This window comes from Flavobacterium sp. ALJ2, from assembly GCF_015594725.1.
In the GTDB taxonomy this organism is placed as follows: Bacteria; Bacteroidota; Bacteroidia; order Flavobacteriales; family Flavobacteriaceae; genus Flavobacterium.
Genome location: NZ_JADNRC010000001.1, coordinates 141,030 through 158,901 on the forward strand (window position 1 = coordinate 141,030; position 17,872 = coordinate 158,901).

The window sequence follows — 17,872 nt, forward strand, 5'->3', positions numbered from 1 at the left end:
TAATTACTTAGTACCTTAGAATTTTAGGACCTTTTTCTAAACAACTCCAATAAAATACTAGCAGCTGCAAAAGGTGAAATTTCATCATTTTGCACTGCTTTTTTGTTTTTATCAAGTTCGGCTATGATTTCGGGATGATTATAAAAGTTGTTTTTTAATTGTTCATTTATGGTTTCCATCATCCAAAATTGATTTTGCTCTTTTCTTTTTTCTTGAAAATAATAAGTACTTTTTGCCATTTCTAAATAATCAAGAATCGTTTGCCAAACTTCTGGAATTCCTTCATGAGTGATGGCACTACAAGTTGCGACAGTAGGTTGCCATCCTGATTTTTTGGCAGGAAATAAATGCAATGCTCTATTAAACTCCATTTTTGCTAATCTTGCCTTTTTAATATTATCTCCATCGGCTTTGTTTATAACAATTGCATCTGCCATTTCCATAATCCCTCTTTTAATCCCTTGTAATTCATCGCCAGCACCAGCGATTTTTAATAATAAGAAAAAATCTACCATACTGTGAACAGCAGTTTCACTTTGTCCAACGCCTACGGTTTCTATCAATATTGTATCAAATCCAGCTGCTTCACAAAGAATAATTGTTTCCCTTGTTTTTCGGGCAACACCACCGAGAGTGTCACCAGAAGCACTAGGTCTGATAAAAGCATTCTTATCTTTAACAAGTTCTTCCATTCGGGTTTTATCACCAAGAATACTTCCGTGTGAGAACGAACTGCTTGGATCAACCGCAAGAACAGCTAGTTTTTTTCCTAATTGGGTGAGTTTTATGCCAAAAGCTTCAATAAAAGTGCTTTTTCCAACGCCTGGTACTCCCGTAATCCCTATTCGAACCGATTGATTGGCATGAGGTAGGCAACTGTTTATTATTTCATTTGCTTTGGCTAAATGATCAGGATTGGTACTTTCTATAAGTGTAATTGCTCTACTTAATGCAGTTATGTTTCCAGATAAAATACCAGAAACCAATTCTTGTGCAGAAGGTTGAATTCGTCTAAAATGTTGAATTTGCTCAATTGATGTTTCGCTGGTAATTTCAGGTTGCGAAATTCCAGGCTTTTCATTTAAACTACTTCCTTGTTTTTTATGTGCAGACAAACTCTTTTATTTTAAAAGGTAAAAGTAATCAAAACATAAACAGTTTCAAAAGTAGAAAATAGCTTTTGAAACTGTTTATGTGTTTTTACCCCCGAATTTTGCTTGTTTTACTGTTTTTTATATAAATAACAGCTGGTGAACATTCTATAGAATATTCAAATTCGAGAAAACTCGTTTAATTGCTTTGCCTGTTGGCTATCTCTCGGGTTGTGACTGAATAAAAAATTAATATGCTGCGGTGAAACGCACTTGGTGATGTTTAGGAGTTTCAGCTTCATCGGCAATTGCTACTGCCAAATCCTCTACAGATATAATACTTCTTTGATTTTGATCAAAAACGGGGTTGTCTAATCCCAAACGATATTTACCAGTTCTACCAGTAGTAATTCCTGGGTGCATCTCGAAAGCAGGGCTGAAAAATGCCCAATCCAAGTCTTTTTCTTCTTTTAAAATATTTAAGTAATCTCTCGCCGCCGAAGCTCCAGCATAATATTCTTTTGGAAAATCAGGAGTATCTACAGCTTGTAAATTAGGAGCAACAAATAAACTCCCAGCTCCTCCAATTGTAATAAAGCGTTTTACACCCGATTGTTTTACAGCTTCCTGGATAGATTTTGAGCCAACAATAAAATCATCATATAGATTAGGGTTTGTCCAACCAGCATTATAAGCGCTAATTACAACATCGTTTCCTTTTAGTATAGTTGCCAATTCAGTTGTGTTCAGGATATCAGCTTTTATCCATTTAGCATTGATAGAATCTTTTGGATTTCTTGCAATAGCAGTAATTTCATGATTGCGATTTGCTAATTCGTTTAAGATAGTTGAGCCAACAAAACCTGTAGCTCCGATAATTGCGATTTTCATAATATATAATTTAATTAGTAATAAAAAATGTTACAGTTTGGTTTAAAAAAATAGCTTAGAACTGATTTGAAAAAGTTTCTAATGTAACGGTGCTTAATTGCACATTTATTTTTTCGTTTATATCAGCATATAATAAGTCTAGATTTTCGTTTATTTTCTTTCCAACAGGACAATCTGGATTGGGCTGGTTTTTAGCGTAACCAAGATTTACGGTGTCAAAAGTTATTTTAAAAATATCCAGTAAAGTAATTTCCGAAGCAGGTTTTAATAATCGTGTGCCTCCATTTTTACCTTCTTTGCTCTCTACAATATTATTTTTTTTAAGGTTCGAAATTTCTTTTCGTACCAATACAGGATTCAAATTAATGCTACCCGCAATGTATTCAGATGATAGGTAATCATTTGGGAATTTCGATAGTAAAGTAAGAATATGTGTTGTTATGGCAAATTTACCTGAAATCATACTGTAATAAAATATGTTACAAATTTAAAGGTTTATATTAAACTAACAAAATAATTTACTTTAAAATTAAATAATTTAAGTAGATATTAAGTGGTATTTTTGTTTTTTTTAGAAGATGACTAATTTTATTTTAATTTTCGTTTTTATTTCTGTAGGGCTTATATTGCAAAATATCAAGGCTTTCCCTATACATATATATAAGACGTTAAACAAAATCGTAATTTATTTATGCCTTCCTGCTTTGGCATTGTTTTTTATTCCGAAAATAAAATGGAGTACTGAATTGCTATTTCCTATTGGAGCAGCATGGATCTCTTTTATCGTTGCATTTCTTCTTTTTTCGATTTTAGGAAAAAAGTATGGGTGGTCAAATAAATTAATAGGATGCTTGATTCTTACAGCTGGATTGAGTAATACTTCATTTCTTGGTTATCCTATAATTGAGGCTTTGTATGGGAAATCAGGGTTGGAAACGGCAATTTTGGTCGATCAGCCAGGTTCCTTCGTTGTAATTTCGACTTTGGGTGTTTTTGTAGCAGCATTTTATTCCAAAGGAAGTCCTAATTCATTCGCAATTGCTAAGAAGATATTGACTTTTCCTCCATTTATTACATTTGTGATTGCTTGTTTTATGAACGTTTTTGCTTATGATTTTGATATGAATATTCAGTTTGTATTTCAAAAATTAGGTAGTTTGGTTACACCTCTTGCGCTGCTTTCCGTAGGTTTACAACTTCGTTTTGAAAAGAATAGCAGACACTGGAAGTTTTTAAGGCTAGGATTGTTTTTTAAGCTCATCATTACACCATTATTGTTTTTGATATTATATGTTTTTATTTTAAAACAAAACTCATCAATAATTAAAGTCACTATTATGGAAATGGCCATGGCGCCTATGATTACTGGAAGTATTTTAGCTTCTACATATGGTTTAAAGCCCAGATTGAGTAGTATGATGATTGGTTTTGGAATTCCAATTTCGTTTATAACACTTGCGTTTTGGTATTTTATTATGAGTTTTATTTAGTTTATATATTAATTTTTTAGTTCAATTTTATTATGAGTTCGTCTAGTAATACAGCTACAATCGACGGTTCGGTTTTAGCTCAAAAAACAGTTTATTCTGTATTGTTTTCTATAGCCTTTGCACATTTATTAAATGATTTAATGCAAGCAGTAATCCCTGCTACTTATCCGATATTAAAGGATAATTTCAATTTAAATTTTACCCAAGTTGGATTAATTACTTTTGTTTTTCAGCTTACAGCTTCTTTATTACAACCTTTTATTGGGTTTTATACGGATAAAAAACCAATGCTATATTCATTAGTTATAGGTATGGTCTTTACTATTTCAGGCTTATGTCTGTTGTCGGTATCTAATGAATTCTGGATGTTATTAATATCAGTTGGATTAGTAGGTATTGGTTCTTCTATATTTCATCCAGAGGCTTCTAGAGTTGCTTTTTTAGGTTCAGGAGGAAAACGTGGTTTGGCACAGTCCATCTTTCAATTAGGAGGAAACGCAGGAAGTGCAATAGGACCATTATTAGTGGCTTTAGTAGTTGCTCCTTATGGACAATCGCATGTTGTTTGGTTTGTGATTGCAGGAATATTGGGAATTATTATTTTATCTAGAATAGCTGTCTGGTATGAGAATCATATGAATTTGAGAGATACAAAAAAAATAGATTCAGAAGAAACTACCGTTCCTTTGTCTGATAAAAAAATAACAATTTCGATTGTCGTTTTGCTATTTCTTATATTTTCTAAGTTTTTTTATATGGCAAGTATGTCGAGTTATTTCACTTTCTATTTAATAGATAAGTTTGGAATGAGTATACAGGATTCTCAGTTTTATTTATTCGTTTTCTTGGCATCTGTTGCGGCAGGAACATTAATAGGAGGGCCATTAGGAGATCGTTTTGGAAGAAAGTATATTATTTGGATTTCTATACTTGGTGCGGCTCCATTTACGTTATTATTGCCTTATGCAAATTTATTTTGGACAGGAATATTAGCTGTAATAATTGGAGTTGTAATTGCTTCAGCATTTTCTGCTATTTTGGTTTTTGCACAAGAATTAAAACCAGGGAAAGTTGGAATGATTTCGGGCTTGTTCTTTGGATTTGCTTTCGGAATGGGAGGATTAGGATCGGCAATTTTAGGTTATGTTGCTGATCAAACAACTATTGAATATGTTTTTAAAATAAGTTCCTATTTGCCTTTAATTGGAGTTCTTACTTATTTCTTGCCTAATATTAAAAACAAAGCATAATTCTATCCAGTCTATCAACTTTATGATTTTTTTATAAGGAGCAATGTTTTCCTTGTGCTTTTTTTACTTATTTTTAAATAAAATTTTAAATAAATACTCATGGCAACATTACGATTAGGAGATATAGCTCCAGATTTTGAAGCAAATACAACTCAAGGTTCAATAAAATTTCATGAATGGTTAGGGGATTCTTGGGGAGTGTTATTTTCTCACCCCTCAGATTTTACTCCTGTTTGTACTACAGAGTTAGGAACGGTGGCTAACTATTACCCAGAATTTGTAAAAAGAAATACTAAAGTTATCGCTCTAAGTGTAGATGGTTTAGAATCACATTTAGAATGGATTAAAGATATTAACGAGACTCAAAATACAATTGTAAATTATCCTATTATTGCCGACGAAGATAAAAAAGTAGCAAATTTATATGATATGTTACATCCAAATGCAAGTGATAAATTCACTGTACGTTCCGTTTTTATTATTGGAAATGACAAAAAGATAAAATTAACATTGACTTATCCAGCATCGACAGGAAGGAATTTTGATGAATTGCTTCGTGTAATTGATAGTTTACAATTAACTGCAAATTATAGTGTTGCAACACCAGCAAACTGGAAAGACGGTGACGATGTGGTGATATCTCCATCGATTCCTGATAGTGATATTGAAGCTAAGTTTCCAAAAGGACATAATTCTATAAAACCTTATTTAAGGATGACTCCTCAGCCTAATAAGTAGGTTTAGTTATTGAAAATAAAAAAAGGTATAATTCTCATTATACCTTTTTTTTGCCTTATACTTTTTTTCCGAATTGTTTCATTCTTTTTTTGTCACCAACAACCCAAATAATATCATCTTTTTCTAAAATCAACTGTGATTCAGGATTCAGGATTCGTTCACCGTTTCTTTCAATTCCAACTACTAAAGCATTTGTTTTATGTCTGAATTCACTAATGGTTTTTTTAGCAAATTCATCATCAGATAGTTCTAATTGATTTAAAACAATCTCCGATTCTTCAACTGCTTGTGGTATTTCAATTTCATTTTTGGTTAGATAATTTGTAAACTCATTTACTTGTGCATCTGTACCAATAACACATATTTCATCTCCAGGAAACAAACGTTCGGTTTTGGTTGGGATTTGTATAGTAATATCTCCACGTTTTATAAAAGCGATATTGATTCCTAATTCTTCTCTAATTTTTAATTCTTCCAGTGTTTTACCTGCTAGATTAGATTCTTTGGCAATTTCAAATATCGACATATGCCCATCCCAAGGAGTTAAGTTGGCATATTTTCTATCTATTTTAGTGGTTTCTCGATCGTTAAGATTCTTTAGGAAATGATTCTCTATTCGATGGTATTGCTCGTTTAGTCTTTTAGGAAAAAATTGATATGCAGCTACAGCGATAACCAAGGCAACAAAAGCAACCAAGGGCGAGAAGAAGATATTCAATAGGAATCCTACATAAAATAATCCTAACCCGATTCGTATTAAGATCATCATCATAATCGGACCACGGTATTTTCTTTCTTCCCATAAAAGCTCAACTTCTTTTACTGCAACTCGTCTTAATGAAAGAGCCCACAAAAATGGAGCAATAACTATAAGGGTAATAAGAGCAGCAATTGTATTTCCAAATCGGGTATCTGCAACTAGTGGAGCTACATACTTAGCAGAAAGTAAAATAACTGCTGTTATAATTATTGTATGTATTATGATTTGAGTAATGTAAGAGCGTAATACAATTTGCCAGGTACTAACAGACTTTATCGCTTGTGCATTAAGGCTATAACGGTTGATGTTTTTGATCCATTTGCGGGGTAGTTTTCGTTCTAAGTAATCGGAGAACGGAACAGCAAATTTAACCATAAACGGGGTTGTAAATGTGGTTACTGCTGATACTGCAACAACTATTGGGTACAAAAAGTCACTCGTTACATGAAGTGACATTCCTAAAGTTGCTATAATAAATGAGAACTCTCCAATTTGAGCCAAACTCATCCCAGTTTGTACTGATTGTTTTAATGGTTGTCCAGAGAGCAAGGCTCCTATAGTAGAACTTATTGATTGACCAAAAATAGTAACAAGTGTTAAAATTGCTACTGGAAGAGCGTGCGTGATAAGCATCTCAGGATTGATTAACATTCCTACTGATACAAAGAAAATAGCGCCAAATAAATCTTTAACAGGTTTTATTAAATGCTCAATATGTTCAGCTTGTGTAGTTTCAGCGATAATAGACCCCATGATAAAAGCTCCCAGAGCTGGAGAGAAACCAACATTTGAAGCTAAAATCACCATCATTAAACACAAAGCTAGTGAAATGATAAGCAACATTTCATCTGTTAATAAATGCTTCGCTTTTTTTAATAAAGTGGGGATAAAGAAGATTCCTCCAACAAACCAAGCAGTAAGGAAAAATGCTAATTTTAATACTGAAAGTAATAGAGCGCTTCCTGAAAATTGTTGGCTTACTGCAATAGTCGATAGCAAAACCATCATCAAAATAGCTACTATGTCTTGTACAATTAGGGAGCCTATTACGATACCAGCAAATTTTTGTGCCTTGACGCCCAATTCATCAAACGTCTTGAGAATAATGGTGGTAGAAGAGATTGATAAGATTACACCTAGAAAGATGCTATCCATTTTAGACCAATCCATCCATTGACCGACCAAATAGCCTAAAGCGACCATGGTTATTATTTGAGTAATTGCGGTTATGGAGGCAGTACCACCGACTTTCATTAATTTTTTAAAGCTAAATTCGAGTCCTAAACTAAAAAGTAAAATGATTACACCAATCTCGGCCCAAACTTCTACACTTTTATTTTCGGTTACAGAAGGGAAAAAATCAATATGATTTCCTGCTAAAAATCCTGCGATTAGGTAGCCTAAAACCAAAGGCTGTTTTAGTTTTTTGAAAATTAGTACAGCTATTCCAGCTGTCATTAAGATTAGTCCTAAATCACTAATTAGTGGTTCTAAATGTTGTGTAGCATTTGTTACAGTCTCTGTTGGACTCATAGGCATGTACTTTTTTTGTATTTATTTTTTGAATTGTCGTAAGATAGCAAAAAATAAAAAAAAATGAAAGTAATCGGATTTCAAAATTTTAAATTTAAGATAATTTTATAAAATAAAATCTCGTTATTTATAGTATAAGCACTTATAATTAACGAGATTTTTATCTGTAAATGAAAATTTTAGATACCTAGAAAGTTGCTAGGCGTAATTTTCATCAGCTCTGCTTTGATTTCTTCAGAAACATCTAGAGTTGCAATAAAACTATGAATAGCATTTTTGTCAATTGCTTCATTTGTTCTCGTTAAACCTTTTAATGCCTCGTATGGATTTGGATATGCTTCACGACGTAAAATGGTTTGAATTGCTTCGGCAACGACTGCCCAGTTTTTTTCTAAATCTTCATGAAATTTAGATTCGTTTAAAAGTAATTTATTCAATCCTTTTAATGTCGCTTCAAAAGCAATAATAGTATGTCCTATAGGAACTCCAACGTTTCTTAAAACAGTACTATCTGTTAAATCACGTTGTAATCTTGAAATTGGTAATTTAGCCGAAAGATGTTCGAATATTGCATTGGCGATTCCTAAATTTCCTTCAGAGTTTTCAAAATCAATAGGGTTTACTTTATGTGGCATAGCCGATGAACCAATTTCACCTGCTTTGATTTTTTGTTTGAAATATTCCATTGAAACATACGTCCAAATATCTCTGTCTAAATCAATGATTATATTGTTGATTCTTTTTAAAGCATCAAAAAATGCTGCAAAATGATCATAATGTTCTATTTGTGTCGTTGGAAAAGAGTGGTGTAATCCAAGAATGTTTTCTACAAAATTACCACCGAATTTTTTCCAGTCAATTTGTGGGTAAGCAACATGATGTGCATTGTAGTTTCCAGTTGCTCCACCAAATTTAGCAGCAAATGGAATATTAAATAACAAACGCATCTGCTCTTCGATACGTTCTACAAAAACGCCAATTTCTTTACCTAAGCGAGTAGGAGAGGCTGGTTGTCCGTGAGTACGAGCAAGCATAGGAATATCTTTCCATTCTACACTCAACTCTTTTAATTTTGCAGTAAGTGTAATTAATGATGGCATATATACTCTTTCAAAAGCTTCTTTTGTAGAAAGAGGGATAGCGGTATTATTAATGTCTTGAGAAGTTAATCCAAAGTGGATAAACTCTTTGTATTCAGATAGACCTAGTTTTTCAAAAGCATCTTTAATAAAGTATTCAACGGCTTTTACATCGTGGTTAGTTACTTTTTCAGTTTCTTTTATCCAAAGGGCATCTTCTGTAGAGAAGTTTTTATAAATGTTACGCAAACTTTCAAAAAGAGCTGAATTTACGTTTGCAAGCTGTGGCAATGGCACTTCACATAAAGCAATAAAGTATTCAACTTCAATCAATACCCGGTATTTAATCAGCGCTTCTTCAGAGAAAAATGGAGCTAATGAAAGGGTTTTGTTTCTATATCTTCCGTCAATTGGCGATATGGCATTCAATTCGTTTAAAGTAGTCATTGTTGTGTTGTTAATTTTGAAGATGCAAATGTAAGTTATTGTTAAAACTTCTGAAAGTTAGTTGTGAGTTATTATAGTTAAACATTGCAATTTTAAATGATTGTTTTAAAAATTTTGTCCCAAAGAGTAAAATAAAAGCCGAAATTATGAGATTCGTTTTTATGATGGTTCGAATGGAATTGTGTTGTCGAAATCCATTTTGTAACACTATTTTTATTCCAGAAACTTGGAAAAATATCATTGTTTAAATGAGCTAAAATTCCATAGGTTAAATTGAGGATTAAATAGATTATTATGCTAATACAATTAAATTCTAAAATTGAAATTATAATGAGCCATATGGCACCAAAGCCTAAAGTTTCAATTGGGTTAAGAACAAATAAGCTGTAAACGTTAGTATCAATATGAGTATGATGCAATTGATGAATGGGACGAAACCACGTTAATTTGTGTGCCAAATAATGAAAGCAAAACATAAAAAAATCCATTAGGAAAATTAATAAAAGTGTATCTAATACTATTGTAATAAATGAAGTAGAAAAGTCAATTTTAATAATTTGATATTGATACAGTTTATAGCCTATTAAAGTTACAAGCGTATTGCATAGTAAGGTGCTAATAACCCACTTTATATCTGTTTTTTTAATTTTAGTGACTTCACGGTCAATTATTTTGCCGATACCGATTGCAAAAGCATTAGTAATAAATTTTCGAGAAGGAAAAAAAATATTATGGTAAATAGTTCATAATTAGATAATAATTCAAGCCATTTTTGTACTATCATTTCTGGTTTTCTGTTTGTTATTTTATTGTTATTTCGGCTAGTTTTATTTTTAATATTTCCATCCCCTTAGAGGCTATTTCAGGAATAACTTCAATTTTATTTCTCAAGTTCGGAATTTTAATGGGTTTTGGGTCAATGTAAAAAAGAGGTGTATTTGCAGGAGTATAGGAGATTAATCCTGCGGCAGGATATACTTGCAGGGAAGTCCCTATTACAGCAAAATAATCGGCTTGTTCAGCAATTTCTATTGCTTCTTCTAAGGCAGGAACTTCTTCGCCAAACCAAACAATATGAGGACGAAGCTGATTGCCTTTTTTATCTAAATGACTTATGAATAAATCATCATGCCAATCTAAAATATAATTTAAATCTTGGGAACTTCTTACTTTTAGTAACTCACCATGCAAGTGTAAAACCTTGGAGCTTCCGGCGCGTTCATGTAAATCATCGACATTTTGGGTTATGATATGTACATCGAAATCTTTTTCGAGTTCAGCCAAAATAGTATGGCCTAAATTTGGCACAACTTCTTTTAGTTGCTTGCGTCTTTGATTGTAAAAATCAAGAACCAATTCAGGATTTTTGTACCAACCTTCAGGTGTTGCGACATCCATTACATTATGACCTTCCCAAAGCCCATCACTATCGCGAAAGGTTTTAATACCACTTTCTGCACTAATTCCAGCTCCAGTTAAAACGACTAGTTTCTTTTTCATTTTGATTATTTCTAAAAAAATAAAGTTAACGGTTGAGTGTAATTAATTTTAATACATAGAAACATAGATTTTATTTGTAATAAAGAAAACAAAAAGAAATACATTTCTTTCACAAAGTTAGCTATGTGTATTTAAGACAAGTGTAACGCCTTTTTTGAGCGTACAAAACCTATGTTTCTATGTGTTAAATGAAATTTTGCGAGAACTAAGCGAACAAGCGAAGTAATTACACCCAACGTGTTAAAATTAGTCAATTTTAGTATAAAAATGAGCTTTAGATAATTTTATTAAAGCGAGATTTTTTTTTAGTATTTTTACAAGTAACAATAACTAAGATAAGGATTTAGGTTACTGCTGTTTTGTAAATGAAAGTTTAAATAATGATAATTTTAAATGATATTAATACAATTTACAGGTTTATCGGGTTCAGGAAAAACTACGTTGGCAGATAATGTAGGGCATTTGTTAATAGAAAAAGGTTATAAAGTTGAAATAATCGACGGTGATATATATAGAAAAACACTTTGTAAAGACCTTGGGTTTTCAAGAAACGATAGATGCGAGAATGTTCGTCGATTGTTTAGAGTAGGACAGGATTTTGTTAAATCAGAAATTATCGTTTTAATGTCGGTAATTAATCCTTACGAAGATTTAAGAAACGAAATAGGACGACATGAATTTGTTAAAACTGTATTTCTGGATAGTTCTATTGATAATCTAATTAAAAGAGATCCCAAAGGCTTGTATAAAAAAGCATTATTACCAGATAGTGATAGCAATAAAATTAGAAATTTTACGGGAATAAGTGATGTTTATGAAATCCCTTTGAAAGCAGATTTAATACTAAAAACCGACTCAGAATCGGTGTCGGTTTCAACCGATAAGCTTTACTGTTTTATTGTAGATAATATAATTTGATACGATTAATTTTAAGTAAAACGCCTTTTCTAGGATTTGTAAAACTATGTTTCTATGCGTTAAATATTATAGTCAATAGATTATTGATATTACCATTTTACATTTATTTGATGTTTATCAGCAAATACTTTTCCTTTTTGATAAAGAGAATCCATCAGGTTGTTAATCTTTGGCATATCAACTTCTTCTATTTTTTTTAATAAAACTTCTTTTTCTGTCGAAGTTGATTTTTCATCACAAAATTTGGCATATTTTAGGTATTCATTTTTATAAACAGCTAGTGCTGTTTCAAACAATTCAATTGAGTTTTCTTTTATTGCTTTTCTTTCTTCATCATTGGCATCAAGTACTTTAATTTTTTCTAATGCCTGTTCTATATGCTGTATCTTAATCTCGACAGCTTTTTGCGCTTCATTACCTTTCTTTGTACTTGAAGGATTAGGGTTCTCATAAGCATGTTTTTCCAGCATATCGCCAAAATAATGGGGTTCGAATTGGCTAAGTAGATTTGTGTTTAGTATTGCTTGATCAAAGAAACGCTGTGGACTAGTTGATTCGCAAGATGTCAGACATAAAAAGATAAATATTAAACTAAGTGATTGAATTTTTTTGATCATGGATTCTATTTATTAAAATTAATTTATTCCCTTTTTTAAGAAGTAATAATTAATTGAAGGATGTTAAGTTTTTCAGAATGTTATATGCGATTTTTCTTATTTCCAGCAAACATACTAATTTGTTTTTAAATACTGTAAGTGTTATTTTGGAATTTGTTGGTTTAGTCTTTTTTAAAAGGGATGAAAGAGCGGTTTTGTATTTAATTTCTTCTTCAAATGTTTAGCTGTATTTTATAAAAAAATATACTTAAGTGACTGTTTATTAGTCAGAATTTTGTAAAATGTATATATTTACAATGCAATAATAGTGTAGGAACTTAATAATAAATTTATAAGAAAATATATTTTATAAAAATGGAAAATGCTGATCATCCCCTTTTAAATTGGATTCCCTATAAATTAGTCGAAACTGATAATGATGTGTATTTTGAATGGATTTATCTAGGAGATAAAAGGTATGTAGATCCTTTTTTTGATGAAACTCTTATGAGATGTAAAGTTCATTATAATAATTCAACCAGATATAAAGTAGTGAGTAGTGTAGATAACCTTATTGAATGGTCTAAAGTATTGGTCTCTACAGAATTAAAATCATTATTATTTCATGTGTCTCGTTGTGGTTCTACAATGATCTGTCAGTCTTTGGCTGTTTCTCCTCAAAATATAGTAGTTTCTGAAGCTCCAATTCTTGATCAAATTATAAGAAGTGATCTTTTTGATTTGGATAAAAAAAGAGAAGTTGTCAAATCTGTCATCAGATTGTTAGGTCAGAAGAGATTTATTGAAGAAAAGAATTTAATTGTAAAATTGGATTCCTGGCATATATTTCAAATTAACGAATTAAGATCAATTTTCCCGAAATTGCCTTTTGTCTTGCTGTATAGAAACCCAAGTGAAGTATTAAAATCTCATGCTAAATTTAAAGGAATGCATATGGTGCCTAATTTGTTGCCTGCATCTATTTTTGGAATTAGTTATGAGGAGATTCAGACAATTAGTTTTCAGCAATACGGAGCAGTAGTTTTAGAAAAATATTTTCAGGCTTATCTTGATTTTTATATAACAGATAAAAATGTTTCAATGTATAATTATAAGGATGGGATGAAGTCTGTTTTAGAACGGTTTTTATCTCTTATTGATGCCGATTATTTTGTAGATGAGGTAGATCAAATGTGTGAGCGCTTAATGAGGCATTCTAAAGATGAAAATGTTATTTTTAAGGGGGATACTTTTGTAAATGATACTTTGGGACTAGATTTGGCTAAAGCAAATACGCTATATGAAAAATTAGATAATAGTATAACTGAACATACGGTTGTTACTATATCATAGGAAATTGTTTTTATAGTCTTAATTGTGCTGTTTTTTAGTATTTTTGCCACAAATACTATTGAAATGATTAATTTAGATTACCTCGCTTTTCTTGAAAATATACTTACTGAAAACCGAAAAAACAAATTTTTAAAGGTTCTCGAAAACCGCACAAAACACTTTACCATTGTTGTCGAAGATATTTTTCAAATGCATAATACCAGTGCTGTAATGCGCAGTTGTGAAGTTTTTGGAATTCAGGAGCTCAATGTTATAGAGCAACGTTATGGTAAAAGTATTGATAAAGAAATTGCTATGGGAGCCCAAAAATGGGTTGATATTAATAAATTCGATAATATTAGTAATTGCGTTGGTACATTAAGAAACAAAGGATATCAAATTATTGCTACAACGCCTCATGAAAACGATTGTTTGCTGGAGGATTTTGATATAACTAAGCCTAGTGCTTTGTTTTTTGGTACGGAAAGAGATGGCTTATCAGAAGAGATTTTACAAAAAGCCGATGGATTTCTTAAAATTCCGATGGTAGGATTTACAGAAAGCTTGAATATCTCTGTTTCGGCAGCAATAATTATCCAGAATCTAACAAGCAGATTACGAAATACAGAGATTGACTGGCATTTATCTGATAATGAAATTTTAGAAAAACGTTTGGCTTGGGCCAAAAGCTCAATTAAAGATATCAAACGAATTGAAGCTCGTTATTTTGAAGAGAATCCAGAATAAAAAAATCCCCAATTACATTGTAATTGGGGATTTTTTTGAGTTTTCAGTTTCAGTTTTCAGTCTCAAAATGTTAATTGAGACTGAATGTTGAGACTTAAAATTATTTAACGATAACCCATTCGCCAGAAGCTAATAAGTTTTCTGCTTTTTTAAATTTCATCGTTTCGATTGCTCCAGTTGCAACTTGCTGTACTGTTACATTATCATTGCGATTAATTTTAGGCATATCTCTAGTGATCGTTTCAGTTACTTGACGTTGCTGAGTTTCTCCAGCTTCGCGGTTGATGTCTTCGCTATTTTCGATTTCGTCTTTGCTTAATTTGTAATTTTCTTTTTGACGAACTTCTCTTGCTTCCTGAATTTCTGGAGCGTTTTGAGCTGGTAAATCACCTTTGAATAAGAATGAAATTACTTCTCTATTTACGTTATCCAACATTGAACGGAATAAGTTAAAAGCTTCTAATTTATAGATAAGCAATGGATCTTTTTGTTCGTGAACAGCTAATTGAACAGATTGTTTCAATTCATCCATTTTACGTAAATGTTTTTTCCAAGCCTCATCAACAATAGATAAAGTGATGTTTTTCTCGAAATCAGCAATTAGTTGTGTTCCTTCAGTTTCATATGCTTTTTTAAGATCGGTAACAACATTTAATGTCTTAATACCATCTGTAAACGGAACTACAATACGCTCAAATTGATTGTTTTTTTCTTCGTAAACACCTTTAATAATAGGGAAAGCTTCTCTAGCACTACGCTCTGTTTTTTCAGTATAGTAAGCTAAGGTTTCTTTATACAGTTTTCCTGTAATTTCCATATCTGTTAATTTGATAAAATCAGCTTCAGATATTGGAGATGTTATAGAGAAATAACGAATTAATTCAAACTCGAAATTTTTAAAATCATTCGTTGCTTTATTTTGGCTTACGATAAGTTCGCAAGTATCGTAAAGCATGTTTGCGATATCAAGTTTTAAACGTTCTCCAAACAAGGCATGACGACGACGTTTGTAAATTACTTCACGTTGTGAATTCATAACGTCATCATATTCTAATAAACGTTTACGAACTCCGAAGTTATTTTCTTCTACTTTCTTTTGAGCACGCTCAATAGATTTAGTCATCATAGAATGCTGAATTACTTCTCCTTCTTGTAACCCCATTCTATCCATTACTTTAGCCACTCTTTCAGAGCCAAATAAACGCATTAAGTTATCTTCTAGAGAAACGTAGAATTGAGAACTTCCTGGGTCACCTTGACGACCAGCACGACCACGTAACTGTCTGTCGACACGACGAGAATCGTGACGTTCAGTACCAACGATTGCTAAACCTCCGGCAGCTTTTACTTCTGGAGATAATTTAATATCGGTACCACGACCAGCCATATTGGTTGCAATGGTTACTACTCCAGGTTTTCCTGCTTCTTCTACAATTTGTGCCTCTTGCTTGTGCATTTTGGCATTCAATACATTGTGTATTACACCTCTCATTTTAAGCATACGGCTTAATAATTCAGAGATCTCTACAGATGTTGTTCCAATTAAAACAGGTCTTCCTGCTTTAGATAATTCGGTTACATCTTCGATTACAGCATTAAATTTTTCACGTGTAGTTTTATAAATGTAATCTTCTTTGTCTATTCTAGACATTGGACGATTCGTAGGGATTTCAACAACGTCTAATTTGTAAATTTGCCATAATTCACCAGCTTCTGTTACGGCAGTACCAGTCATACCACCTAACTTGCTGTACATTCTAAAATAGTTCTGTAATGTAACAGTTGCAAAAGTTTGTGTTGCAGCTTCAATTTTTACATTTTCTTTAGCTTCAATGGCTTGGTGTAATCCGTCAGAGTAACGACGACCATCCATGATACGACCTGTTTGCTCATCGACAATCATAATTTTGTTGTCCATGATAACGTATTCTACATCTTTTTCAAAAAGAGCATACGCTTTTAATAGCTGAGTTAAAGTATGGATACGTTCGCTTTTTATACCAAAATCTTGAAATAATCTTTCTTTGGCTTCAGCTTCAGCATCTTTGTCTAATTTTTGTTTTTCGATAGTAGCAATTTCAGTTCCAATGTCTGGTAATACGAAAAAGTCTGCATCAGTATCTCCTGAAAGGAATTTGATTCCGTTATCAGTTAATTCAACCTGATTGTTTTTTTCTTCAATTACAAAGTATAAAGCTTCATCAATTTTATGCATGTCACGGTTGTTGTCTTGCATGTATTGATTTTCAGTTTTTTGAAGTAATTGTTTTATTCCTTCCTCACTCAAAAATTTAATTAAAGCTTTGTTTCTAGGTAAACTTCTGTAAGCTCTTAATAATAAGAATCCACCATCTTTGGTATTTCCTTCTTTTATTAATTTTTTAGCTTCTGCTAAGAATCCATTTGCCAATTGGCGTTGTAAACTTACTAAGTTTTCAATTTTTGGTTTCAGTTCATTAAATTCATGACGGTCTCCTTGAGGAACTGGACCAGAAATGATAAGTGGAGTTCTTGCATCGTCAATTAATACTGAATCGACCTCATCGACGATTGCATAATTGTGTTTTCTTTGTACCAAGTCATTTGGCGAATGCGCCATATTGTCTCTTAGGTAGTCAAATCCAAATTCGTTATTTGTTCCGTAAGTAATATCTGCATCATATGCTTTCTTTCTTCCTTCTGAGCTTGGTTGGTGATTATCAATACAATCAACAGTTAGGCCATGAAATTCGAATAAAGGTGCTTTCCATGTACTATCACGTTTTGCCAAGTAATCATTCACAGTTACTAAGTGTACTCCATTTCCAGTTAAAGCATTTAAATAAAGAGGTAAAGTTGCCACTAAGGTTTTACCCTCACCAGTTTGCATCTCTGCAACTTTTCCTTCGTGTAATACCATACCACCAATTAATTGAACATCGTAGTGAACCATGTCCCATGTGATTTCTTTACCAGCAGCATTCCATCTATTAGCCCAGATAGATTTTTCTCCATCTATTGTAATATAGGTTTTTGTAGCCGAAAGTTCGCGGTCTTTTGCTGTAGCAGTAACTTCAATTTGTGAGTTATCTTTAAATCGACGAGCTGTTTCTTTTACTACTGAAAATGCTTCTGGAAGAATTTCTATTAAAGTTTTTTCCGAAATTTCGTAAGCTTCTTTTTCTAAAGTATCTATTGCTTCGTAAATGTCTTCTCTTTTATCGATATCTTCAATGCTTTCTACTTCTGTTTTAAGAGAAGCAATTTTCGCATCTTTTTCGGCTCTTGCGTCCTTTATCTTTTGTTTAAAAAATGCTGTTCTTGCCCTCAGTTCGTCATGAGACAGAGCTGTTAAGCTAGTTTCGAAAGTTTTAATTTTGTTTAAATAAGGTTGTAAAGCTTTGACATCTTTTTGTGATTTATCACCTACAAAGACTTTAATAATACTGTTAATGAAACTCATGATCTGTTGGTATTTCTATAATTTATCTAAATGTGTAAATTTAAACAAAAAAAAAGCC

General features: G+C 32.1%; 15 protein-coding genes. 6 read left to right on the forward strand and 9 right to left on the reverse strand.

Annotated features, from left to right (window positions below; genetic code table 11):
* Nucleotides 1-23: 23 nt before the first annotated feature.
* From meaB to IUY40_RS00680, 3 genes are all read right to left on the reverse strand, one after another.
* Nucleotides 24-1,115 (reverse strand): methylmalonyl Co-A mutase-associated GTPase MeaB, encoded by a 1,092-nt coding sequence (gene meaB / locus IUY40_RS00670; protein ID WP_195734967.1) that lies wholly within the window; start codon nt 1,113-1,115, stop codon nt 24-26.
* A gap of 225 nt (nt 1,116-1,340) precedes the next feature.
* The gene (locus IUY40_RS00675) at nt 1,341-1,982 is read right to left on the reverse strand and encodes an NAD(P)H-binding protein (protein ID WP_195734968.1); all 642 of its coding nucleotides are present in this window, start codon (nt 1,980-1,982) and stop codon (nt 1,341-1,343) included.
* A 55-nt stretch (nt 1,983-2,037) separates the two neighbouring features.
* A complete protein-coding gene (locus IUY40_RS00680) occupies nt 2,038-2,445 on the reverse strand; it encodes an Rrf2 family transcriptional regulator (protein ID WP_195734969.1) in 408 nt (135 codons plus the stop codon).
* 115 nt (nt 2,446-2,560) lie between these two features.
* On the opposite strand from IUY40_RS00680, the gene IUY40_RS00685 reads away from it, so the two are divergent.
* From IUY40_RS00685 to IUY40_RS00695, 3 genes are all read left to right on the forward strand, one after another.
* Nucleotides 2,561-3,472 carry an AEC family transporter gene (locus IUY40_RS00685; RefSeq protein WP_195734970.1) on the forward strand — a complete coding sequence of 304 codons (912 nt, stop codon included), beginning with the start codon at nt 2,561-2,563 and terminating at the stop codon, nt 3,470-3,472.
* A 32-nt stretch (nt 3,473-3,504) separates the two neighbouring features.
* Entirely contained in the window at nt 3,505-4,722 is a 1,218-nt protein-coding gene (locus IUY40_RS00690; RefSeq protein ID WP_195734971.1) for an MFS transporter, read from the forward strand.
* A 99-nt stretch (nt 4,723-4,821) separates the two neighbouring features.
* Nucleotides 4,822-5,460, forward strand: a complete 639-nt coding sequence (locus IUY40_RS00695; protein WP_195734972.1) for a peroxiredoxin — start codon at nt 4,822-4,824, stop codon at nt 5,458-5,460.
* Between the two features lie 55 nt (nt 5,461-5,515).
* Here IUY40_RS00695 and IUY40_RS00700 read toward each other — a convergent pair whose 3' ends face one another.
* From IUY40_RS00700 to IUY40_RS00715, 4 genes are all read right to left on the reverse strand, one after another.
* A complete protein-coding gene (locus tag IUY40_RS00700; protein ID WP_195734973.1) occupies nt 5,516-7,759 on the reverse strand; it encodes a cation:proton antiporter in 2,244 nt (747 codons plus the stop codon).
* Nucleotides 7,760-7,932: 173 nt separating this feature from the next.
* Complete coding sequence (gene purB, locus IUY40_RS00705; RefSeq protein ID WP_195734974.1) at nt 7,933-9,279, reverse strand: adenylosuccinate lyase; 1,347 nt, start codon at nt 9,277-9,279, stop codon at nt 7,933-7,935.
* A gap of 92 nt (nt 9,280-9,371) precedes the next feature.
* Nucleotides 9,372-9,767 carry a sterol desaturase family protein gene (locus IUY40_RS19380; RefSeq protein WP_317190888.1) on the reverse strand — a complete coding sequence of 132 codons (396 nt, stop codon included), beginning with the start codon at nt 9,765-9,767 and terminating at the stop codon, nt 9,372-9,374.
* Nucleotides 9,768-10,080: 313 nt separating this feature from the next.
* Nucleotides 10,081-10,779, reverse strand: a complete 699-nt coding sequence (locus IUY40_RS00715) for an NAD-dependent deacylase (RefSeq protein WP_195734975.1) — start codon at nt 10,777-10,779, stop codon at nt 10,081-10,083.
* 393 nt (nt 10,780-11,172) lie between these two features.
* Between IUY40_RS00715 and cysC the strand changes: the two genes are divergently transcribed.
* A complete protein-coding gene (gene cysC / locus IUY40_RS00720; RefSeq protein ID WP_195734976.1) occupies nt 11,173-11,697 on the forward strand; it encodes an adenylyl-sulfate kinase in 525 nt (174 codons plus the stop codon).
* An 89-nt stretch (nt 11,698-11,786) separates the two neighbouring features.
* On the opposite strand, the gene IUY40_RS00725 is transcribed toward cysC, so the two are convergent.
* Entirely contained in the window at nt 11,787-12,314 is a 528-nt protein-coding gene (locus IUY40_RS00725; RefSeq protein WP_195734977.1) for a hypothetical protein, read from the reverse strand.
* A gap of 354 nt (nt 12,315-12,668) precedes the next feature.
* Here IUY40_RS00725 and IUY40_RS00730 point away from each other — a divergent pair, with 354 nt between their 5' ends.
* Entirely contained in the window at nt 12,669-13,646 is a 978-nt protein-coding gene (locus IUY40_RS00730; RefSeq protein WP_195734978.1) for a sulfotransferase family protein, read from the forward strand.
* Between the two features lie 63 nt (nt 13,647-13,709).
* The gene (locus IUY40_RS00735; RefSeq protein WP_195734979.1) at nt 13,710-14,372 is read left to right on the forward strand and encodes an RNA methyltransferase; all 663 of its coding nucleotides are present in this window, start codon (nt 13,710-13,712) and stop codon (nt 14,370-14,372) included.
* A 100-nt stretch (nt 14,373-14,472) separates the two neighbouring features.
* Here the strand turns inward: IUY40_RS00735 and secA are convergent, their stop codons facing one another.
* Nucleotides 14,473-17,814: a preprotein translocase subunit SecA gene (gene secA, locus IUY40_RS00740; protein WP_195734980.1), complete on the reverse strand. Its 3,342-nt coding sequence runs from the start codon at nt 17,812-17,814 to the stop codon at nt 14,473-14,475.
* Nucleotides 17,815-17,872 lie beyond the last annotated feature (58 nt).

Coding starts and splice junctions, on each gene's coding strand:
- IUY40_RS00695 (WP_195734972.1), top strand. CDS start 4,822: ATGGCAACATTACGATTAGGAGATATAGCTCCAGATTTTGAAGCAAAT.
- IUY40_RS00730 (WP_195734978.1), top strand. CDS start 12,669: ATGGAAAATGCTGATCATCCCCTTTTAAATTGGATTCCCTATAAATTA.
- IUY40_RS00735 (WP_195734979.1), top strand. CDS start 13,710: ATGATTAATTTAGATTACCTCGCTTTTCTTGAAAATATACTTACTGAA.
- IUY40_RS19380 (WP_317190888.1), bottom strand. CDS start 9,767: ATGGATTTTTTTATGTTTTGCTTTCATTATTTGGCACACAAATTAACG.
- IUY40_RS00685 (WP_195734970.1), top strand. CDS start 2,561: ATGACTAATTTTATTTTAATTTTCGTTTTTATTTCTGTAGGGCTTATA.
- cysC (WP_195734976.1), top strand. CDS start 11,173: ATGATATTAATACAATTTACAGGTTTATCGGGTTCAGGAAAAACTACG.
- secA (WP_195734980.1), bottom strand. CDS start 17,814: ATGAGTTTCATTAACAGTATTATTAAAGTCTTTGTAGGTGATAAATCA.
- IUY40_RS00675 (WP_195734968.1), bottom strand. CDS start 1,982: ATGAAAATCGCAATTATCGGAGCTACAGGTTTTGTTGGCTCAACTATC.
- purB (WP_195734974.1), bottom strand. CDS start 9,279: ATGACTACTTTAAACGAATTGAATGCCATATCGCCAATTGACGGAAGA.
- IUY40_RS00715 (WP_195734975.1), bottom strand. CDS start 10,779: ATGAAAAAGAAACTAGTCGTTTTAACTGGAGCTGGAATTAGTGCAGAA.
- IUY40_RS00680 (WP_195734969.1), bottom strand. CDS start 2,445: ATGATTTCAGGTAAATTTGCCATAACAACACATATTCTTACTTTACTA.
- IUY40_RS00690 (WP_195734971.1), top strand. CDS start 3,505: ATGAGTTCGTCTAGTAATACAGCTACAATCGACGGTTCGGTTTTAGCT.
- IUY40_RS00725 (WP_195734977.1), bottom strand. CDS start 12,314: ATGATCAAAAAAATTCAATCACTTAGTTTAATATTTATCTTTTTATGT.
- IUY40_RS00700 (WP_195734973.1), bottom strand. CDS start 7,759: ATGCCTATGAGTCCAACAGAGACTGTAACAAATGCTACACAACATTTA.